The sequence below is a fragment of the Variovorax sp. P1_H2 genome, from assembly GCF_056405295.1.
In genome coordinates, this window is record NZ_JBFUCJ010000202.1 from 1 (window position 1) to 6343 (window position 6343).

At 64.8% G+C, this 6343-nt stretch carries 7 protein-coding genes and 1 pseudogene; all 8 read left to right on the plus strand.

Going from position 1 to position 6343, the window contains the following annotated elements; all coding sequences use genetic code 11:
* Positions 1-810, plus strand: a pseudogene (locus tag AC1D2E_RS34305) (patatin-like phospholipase family protein); the annotation flags it as partial.
* An 84-nt stretch (positions 811-894) separates the two neighbouring features.
* Complete coding sequence (locus tag AC1D2E_RS34310; protein ID WP_478201538.1) at positions 895-1458, plus strand: chalcone isomerase family protein; 564 nt, start codon at positions 895-897, stop codon at positions 1456-1458.
* A 236-nt stretch (positions 1459-1694) separates the two neighbouring features.
* Positions 1695-2534: a transporter gene (locus tag AC1D2E_RS34315; protein WP_478201539.1), complete on the plus strand. Its 840-nt coding sequence runs from the start codon at positions 1695-1697 to the stop codon at positions 2532-2534.
* A 300-nt stretch (positions 2535-2834) separates the two neighbouring features.
* Positions 2835-3419, plus strand: coding sequence for a DUF1579 family protein (locus AC1D2E_RS34320; protein WP_478201540.1), 585 nt, complete (start codon positions 2835-2837; stop codon positions 3417-3419).
* Between the two features lie 25 nt (positions 3420-3444).
* Complete coding sequence (locus tag AC1D2E_RS34325; protein ID WP_478201541.1) at positions 3445-3867, plus strand: SHOCT domain-containing protein; 423 nt, start codon at positions 3445-3447, stop codon at positions 3865-3867.
* 80 nt (positions 3868-3947) lie between these two features.
* Positions 3948-4070, plus strand: coding sequence for a hypothetical protein (locus AC1D2E_RS34330; RefSeq protein ID WP_478201542.1), 123 nt, complete (start codon positions 3948-3950; stop codon positions 4068-4070).
* Positions 4067-4819, plus strand: a complete 753-nt coding sequence (locus AC1D2E_RS34335; RefSeq protein WP_478201543.1) for a hypothetical protein — start codon at positions 4067-4069, stop codon at positions 4817-4819. The genes AC1D2E_RS34330 and AC1D2E_RS34335 overlap by 4 nt, the downstream gene beginning before the upstream one ends.
* The coding region (locus AC1D2E_RS34340) for a mechanosensitive ion channel family protein (RefSeq protein WP_478201544.1) at positions 4755-6343 on the plus strand (1589 nt) is incomplete at its 3' end. The genes AC1D2E_RS34335 and AC1D2E_RS34340, both read left to right, overlap by 65 nt.

The following is a 6343-nucleotide window of genomic DNA, read 5'->3' on the forward strand; positions in this document are numbered from 1 at the left end:
GCCGCCGCGGCATCGTCTGCTGTCCCCGTGGTGCTCTCCCCGGTGACCATCAACAACTACGGCGGAACCTGCAACCACCAGATGCCGGCCTGGGCCAAGGCGTTTACCCAGTCCACGAATCCACCGCGGCCCGCAACGCGTGCGATTCGCGAGTTGAAGGAAACCGAACCGTACACCGACAGCGTGCATCGGCCGTATATCCATCTCGTGGACGGCGGCGTTTCCGACAACCTGGGAATGCGCGGCGTGCTCGACGCGCTGGAGTTCCTCGAAGCCTTGCACGACAAGGGCCTGCCCACTCCGCTCGACCATGCGCGCAGGATCATCGTCCTGGTTGTCAATTCGCTGTCGTCGCCCCCCACCAACTGGGATGAATCGGCGCGGCCGCCCGGCAGTGTGCAGGTCCTGCTGAAGGCCAGCGGTGTTCCGATCGATCATTATTCCTACGAGGCGGTCGAGCTCTTGAAAGATATTTCGGCGCGCTGGGAAACCGCGCGGCGAGTCCGGAAGCTCGCCGGGTGTTCGACGGACAAGGACTCCCCGATCTGCACCGAGATGCAGGTCCCGAACGCGGAGATCTATGCCATCGATGTGTCGTTTCCCGCGCTGAAGGACAAGGCGGAATTCGATTACCTGAACCAACAGCCGACGTCGTTCGTCCTGCCGGACGAGGCCGTGGATCGCCTGCGCGCCGCGGCGGGGACGATCATCCTCGCGGCGCCCGAGTTCCAGCGCCTGCTGAAGGACCTTGGCGCGACGGTCGTCGCCGATCCAGCAACTGCCAAGGAAGCAGCGCCCCGCGCCCCTTGAACCATGCCCGACCGCGCGATTTCTTGATGCTCAAGCAACACCATCATTGGAGACGAGATGCAAACAAATTCGAAGACGAAGCGAATGCTGATGACGCTGGTTGTGGCCGCGGCGTTGGGATCAGGCATTGCGCAAGGCAAGGAATGCAAGGGAGTCGATTTTCCGGACCAGGCCCAGGTCGAGGGTAGCAGTCTGACGCTCAACGGCCTGGGCTTGCGCCAGGCGACGGTCTTCAATGTCAATGTCTACGTCGCCGCGCTGTACGTAGCCAGGACATCGAGGGACCCGAGCGCCTTGCTGGGATCCAATACGTCCAGCGAGCTGATCCTCCAATTCGTGCGCAACGTGGGCGCCGACGACATCCGCAAGGGATGGAGCGAAGGATTCGAAAAGAACTCCAAGGACCAGCTGCCTGCGCTCAAGGAGCGCATCACCATGCTCAACGGCTGGATGGCCGATGTCGGAACCGGCGAGCGGCTGACGTTCATCCGCAAACCTGGTGCGGGTCTCCAAGTGGATGTGAACGGTGCGGTGAAGGGAACCATCCCAGGCGATGACTTCGCCAAAGCCTTCCTGGCGATCTGGCTAGGCGCCGAACCGCCGAATCCGGAGATCAAGGCCGGGCTGCTCGGCGGCGCCTGCGGCTAGCAGCTCCCGGAGGTCGCGATGCAGAGATGCCGATCCTTCCCGCGCTCGAACAACAAGACCAGCGAGTAGCTTGCAGCGCCGTGGCGCGCCGATAGATAGCAGAGAGAGGCAAGGTGATGCTCGTTTCGTGCGGGTCACAGCAACGCTGCGGGCCTCAGGTTCGCCGAGCGTGGTCCCTGCTGCTTGCGGTCGCGGCGCTGGGCTCCTGCGCCCCGCCTTGCGCTCGCGCTCAGTCGATGGAGCCTCTGTCCTACACCAATGCGCCCATCGGCCTCAATTTTGTGATCATGGGCTACACGCACCAATGGGGCAGTGCCCTGGTCGACCCTTCATTGCCGGTCCACAACGTCCAAGCCAAGGTCGATGCCGCCTCACTTGCCTACAGCCATGTCATCGACTTCTGGGGCCAGTCCGGTACCCTGGCGCTGGTGGTGCCCTACGCCTGGCTCACGGCCAGCGGCGACGTATTCGACCAGGCGAGCAGCGTCGGCCGCACGGGCTTGAGCGACCTCACCATGCGGCTGTCCATCAACCTGTATGGAGCGCCGGCGCTCGCCTTGCCGGCGTTTGCGGACTTCCATCAAGACACGATCGTCGGCGTCACGCTGGCGATCACCGCGCCCTCCGGGCAGTATGACCCGACGAAGCTCATCAACATAGGCAGCAACCGCTGGTCATTCAAGCCGGAGCTTGGCCTGTCGAAGGCGCTCGGACCTTGGACGTTCGAGGCGGCGGTAGGCGCCACGTTCTTTACCCGCAACGACGAATTCTTCGGCAACGCCGTTCGCCAGCAGAAGCCGCTGTTTTCGATCCAGGGACACGCGATCTACAACTTCAACCCCAGGTTGTGGGCGGCGCTGGACGGCACCTACTACACCGGCGGACGCACGCGCTTGAACGGCAGAGTGGACAACGACCTGGAGAGCAATTCGCGCTGGGGCGCAACGCTTGCGTACACGCTCGACAGGCACAACTCGCTCAAGGTCTACTTCAGCTCCGGGGTGTCCGCGCGAACCGGGACCGACTTCAAGATCATCGGCCTGGGCTGGCAGGTTCGCTGGGGGGCGGGGCTCTGACTCGCCTTCGTGCCGTGGCCGCAATAGCGCCGTTTCACCGGAAGTAGTCCGGGCCCACATAGCACGAAGGTCGTATATCGCCGCGTGCGGGGTCGGAGGACAGTCCGCTTGTGATTGCCACGAGACCCTCCAAGCGACGCGTGCTGCTGGTTGAGAGCGACGCCTCGCTGTGCCGCGCCTTTGAGTGAGAGGACCCACCGGGACGTGCGACGAAGGCAACCCGGATACCGCGGCTCACAACGATCCCAACTACGTCATGCGGAAGGACTGCAAATGAAACTCTGTCGCTTGGTGGCCTTGATGGCTGCCGTATTCGGTCTGGCGAACCCCGTGTTCGCCCAGGGGGGAGGCAAGGCCGCTGCGGGCGCTCTCGTGACCAATGCTGCAATGGTCAAAGCCCTGGAAAGCGCGATCACGCCGGGACCGGGCCAGGCCAGGCTCGATCCCATGGTCGGCACCTTCAACGTCAAGATACGGACCTGGCCGGATCCGAATCAGCCACCGATCGAATCGCAGGGAACATGCGTCAACGTCTGGGTGCTCGGCCACCGCTACATCCAGGCGATGTTGTCGGCGAATGTGATGGGCGAGCCCTTCGACGGCATCGGCTACGTCGCCGACAACGTCGGCAAGACCTACCAGATAGCCTGGATGGACGGGGGGAGCACCGCGATGACGGTGTACCGCGGCGGCTTCGACGGAGCCACGAAGTCCGCGACGCTGAAGGCGTCCGTCCTCAACGCGCTGACCGGCAAGCCCACGCCCGTCGAACTGCGCTTGTCGATCCTGGAAAACGGCGACCACATGTCCGAGCTGTGGGGCCAGGGCGCCGGCACCAGGATGTTCAAGATGATGGAACTCCGATACACGAGGACCAAGCAGTGAAGCTATCTGAAAAAGGAGAAGCACCATGACACGAACCGAAGTGCGAAAGCACCTGCCGCGCAACACCCTGCTCAGCGTGCTGTCGCTGCTGGCGCTGTTGGCGTGCGCCGATCCCGCCTGGGCGATCTTTGGCGTGTGGCGACGAGCCGCCATGCGCACCGCGGTGGTCGCAGGTGCCGCCGAGACATCGGCCGCCGCGAATGCCAACGAAGCTGCGGCGACGGCGGCGGCGCAGTCGGCCGCCAACGCGTCAGAGGCAGCCGCCATGCAGTCGGCCGCAGCGGCGGCTCAGGCGGCGGCTCAGGCCGCGGCTGCGGCGACGGCCGCGACCGCCAAGACGCCGCAGCAAAAGCTCGCCGAGTTGCAGTCGCTCTACGCCCAGAAGCTCATCAGCCAGAGCGACTACGAGGCGGCGAAGCAGAAGATTCTCAGCGGTTTGACGAATTGAGAATGCCGAGGCGACCCACAACGACCGCGTAGATGAGGCCATGACATCGAAACACGGGGCTGGTCGCCGTCATCGTCGAGATGACGCTCTGGACCATGGACCCAATACCCGGCGTCACGGAACAGGCGGCGCACGCCATCGGCGTCGAAGCCTATCTGCTCTCTGCAATGCGCACGTCGGCGACGATGCCAGCAGCCGCATGAGCGACCCCGCCATGCCGCTTCGACGCGCCGGGTGGATGGCTCGATGCCGGATGCGGACCCCAGTGCTGGCGTTCACGTTGTTGCTCGCGGCCTGGCTTGTCGGCACGCCTGAATCAGCCGTCGCCGCTGAAGCCGCGGCTTCGGCCCCGCCAGCGGCGACAACGATCGCCGACACCGTCACGCAGATCGGCAAAAGCGAAGACCTGCAGCGCGCGACGCTTGCCCGTCTCGAGCGGTCGGGGCCGGGGCACGATCTGGCCCGACGAACGACGACGCTGGAGACCGAATTCGACCGCCTTGCGCTGGGCAAGGCCGCGCAATCCGAGCTCATGGAACTGCTGGGGCTCGAGCACCAGGCGCGAGAGCTGAAGGATGCTGCTTCGGCCAACGTCGACGAACTCGCGTCCATCGTTCGACGGCTCGAGCATGATGGCAACGAGCTCGAAACGCAAGGCCGCCTGTGGCGCGAGCGTCTTGTGTTTCTGCACGATCGGCGCGTTCCCGAGCTCGTCATCGAGCGTGCACAGGAGGTCGAGGCGACACTGCGCAGCACCGGGGATCGCCTGCGCAAGGTGCGCGACAGCACTTTGCTGGACCTTGCCCGCGCATTGACCCTGCAGCTTCGCATCGTTGAAGCGAGACCCCCTCATCAACGCACGGTTGGACCATGTCCGCTTGCAAAGGATGCAGGTCGAGGAATCGTCGCTCTGGCAACTCGGCGCCACGCCCTCCCAATTCCAGTTCATTAGCTCGGAATTGCGCGCGGGCGAGCGTTTGCTGCGCCAGTACCTGGCGCGCAACGGCACCGGTCTCGCGGGCTTGTTCTTCGGCATCTTCGCGTTCACCTGCTGGCTCTTCACGAAGGGGTCGCCGCAGGACGCCGCCCCCGCGCAACGCGCCTACGGCCGACCTGTGGCCGCCTCGTTGCTCATCGCGCTGATGTCGCTTGTGTGGCTGGCGCCCGACCCTCCCATCGTCTTCTACGAGCTGCTGCTCGCGATCGTGCCGATCCCCGCCGCGATGATCGCAAGGCGCACTTTCGCCTCGGCGATTCCGTTGTCGCTGTATGGCCTGGCCATCGCCACGGCGCTGCTTCCATTGCGCAATTCGATCGAGTCGAGCGTGATCGCCGATCGGGCCCTGCTGCTGCTGCAGGCCATCAGCATCGGCGTGCCAGTGGCTGTCGACTTGCGGCGTGGGCGGCTGCAGCAGGCATTTGCAAGCTGGAGTCCGGACATCGTGCGCATCGTTGCGCTGATCGCCATCGCCGTGTCGGTGGTGACTGCGTGGCATGTCATCTTCGGATTCGTGGGGCCGGCCCGATCCTTGCGCGCCGGCACCGGAAGCATTCTCGGATTCAGTCTGGTCTTCGGCACGACGGCCTTGGCCCTGTATGGAGCGGCGCTCGCGCTTCTTGGTACACCCGTGCTCAGCTGGCTGCGAAGTGCGCGCAATGCGGATCCGGCGCTGCTGCGTGCGGTGCGCCTGGTTCTCGCATTGTTGACCCTCATCGGTGTCGGGCTGGTCACGGTAGGGAACCTCGGGCTCGTGCCCGCGATGCGTTCTGCCATCGATTCGCTGATGGGCTCCGCGCTGGAAGTGGGCGCCGTGTCCATCTCCGCCAAGGCGGTTGCAGCGGCGCTCGCAATCGCCCTGGCGACACTGGTTCTGACCATGGTGATCGGTTTCGTGCTCGATCGAGAAGTCTTTCCCAGGTTGCGGCTGAGGCCCGGTACCGGCTATGCCATCGCCACGTTCACACGCTGGGTCATCCTGATCGCCGGCGCGGTGCTTTCGCTGGCCGCGCTCGGCGTCGACATGGCGAAGGTGACGCTGGTCGCCGGAGCGCTCGGCGTGGGCATTGGGTTTGGGCTGCAGAGCGTCGTCAACAACTTCGTGTCCGGCCTGATTCTCATTGTCGAGCGGCCGGTCAGCGTCGGCGACCTGGTCGAGATCGGCCCCTTGCTGGGCGAGATCAAGCGCATCGGCATTCGATCGTCCAGCGTGCGAACCACGCATGGGGCCGAGGTCATGGCGCCCAACGCGGACCTGGCCCCGACGGAAGTGGTCAACTGGACGCGCTCCGATCGACGGCGGCGCTACGCCCTCGATGACAGCGTCCCCTCCGGTACCGACCCGGAGCAGGTGATGGGCCAGCTGGTGGAGCCGGCCAACGAACTGCCGGACATACTGACCGATCCGGCGCCGCTGGCCATGTTCAAGCGCTTCAGCGACAAATCGCTCGACTTCAGGTTGCACGCCTGGGTGGAATC

Coding starts and splice junctions, on each gene's coding strand:
- AC1D2E_RS34310 (WP_478201538.1), top strand. CDS start 895: ATGCTGATGACGCTGGTTGTGGCCGCGGCGTTGGGATCAGGCATTGCG.
- AC1D2E_RS34315 (WP_478201539.1), top strand. CDS start 1,695: ATGGAGCCTCTGTCCTACACCAATGCGCCCATCGGCCTCAATTTTGTG.
- AC1D2E_RS34320 (WP_478201540.1), top strand. CDS start 2,835: ATGGCTGCCGTATTCGGTCTGGCGAACCCCGTGTTCGCCCAGGGGGGA.
- AC1D2E_RS34325 (WP_478201541.1), top strand. CDS start 3,445: ATGACACGAACCGAAGTGCGAAAGCACCTGCCGCGCAACACCCTGCTC.
- AC1D2E_RS34330 (WP_478201542.1), top strand. CDS start 3,948: ATGACGCTCTGGACCATGGACCCAATACCCGGCGTCACGGAACAGGCG.
- AC1D2E_RS34335 (WP_478201543.1), top strand. CDS start 4,067: ATGAGCGACCCCGCCATGCCGCTTCGACGCGCCGGGTGGATGGCTCGA.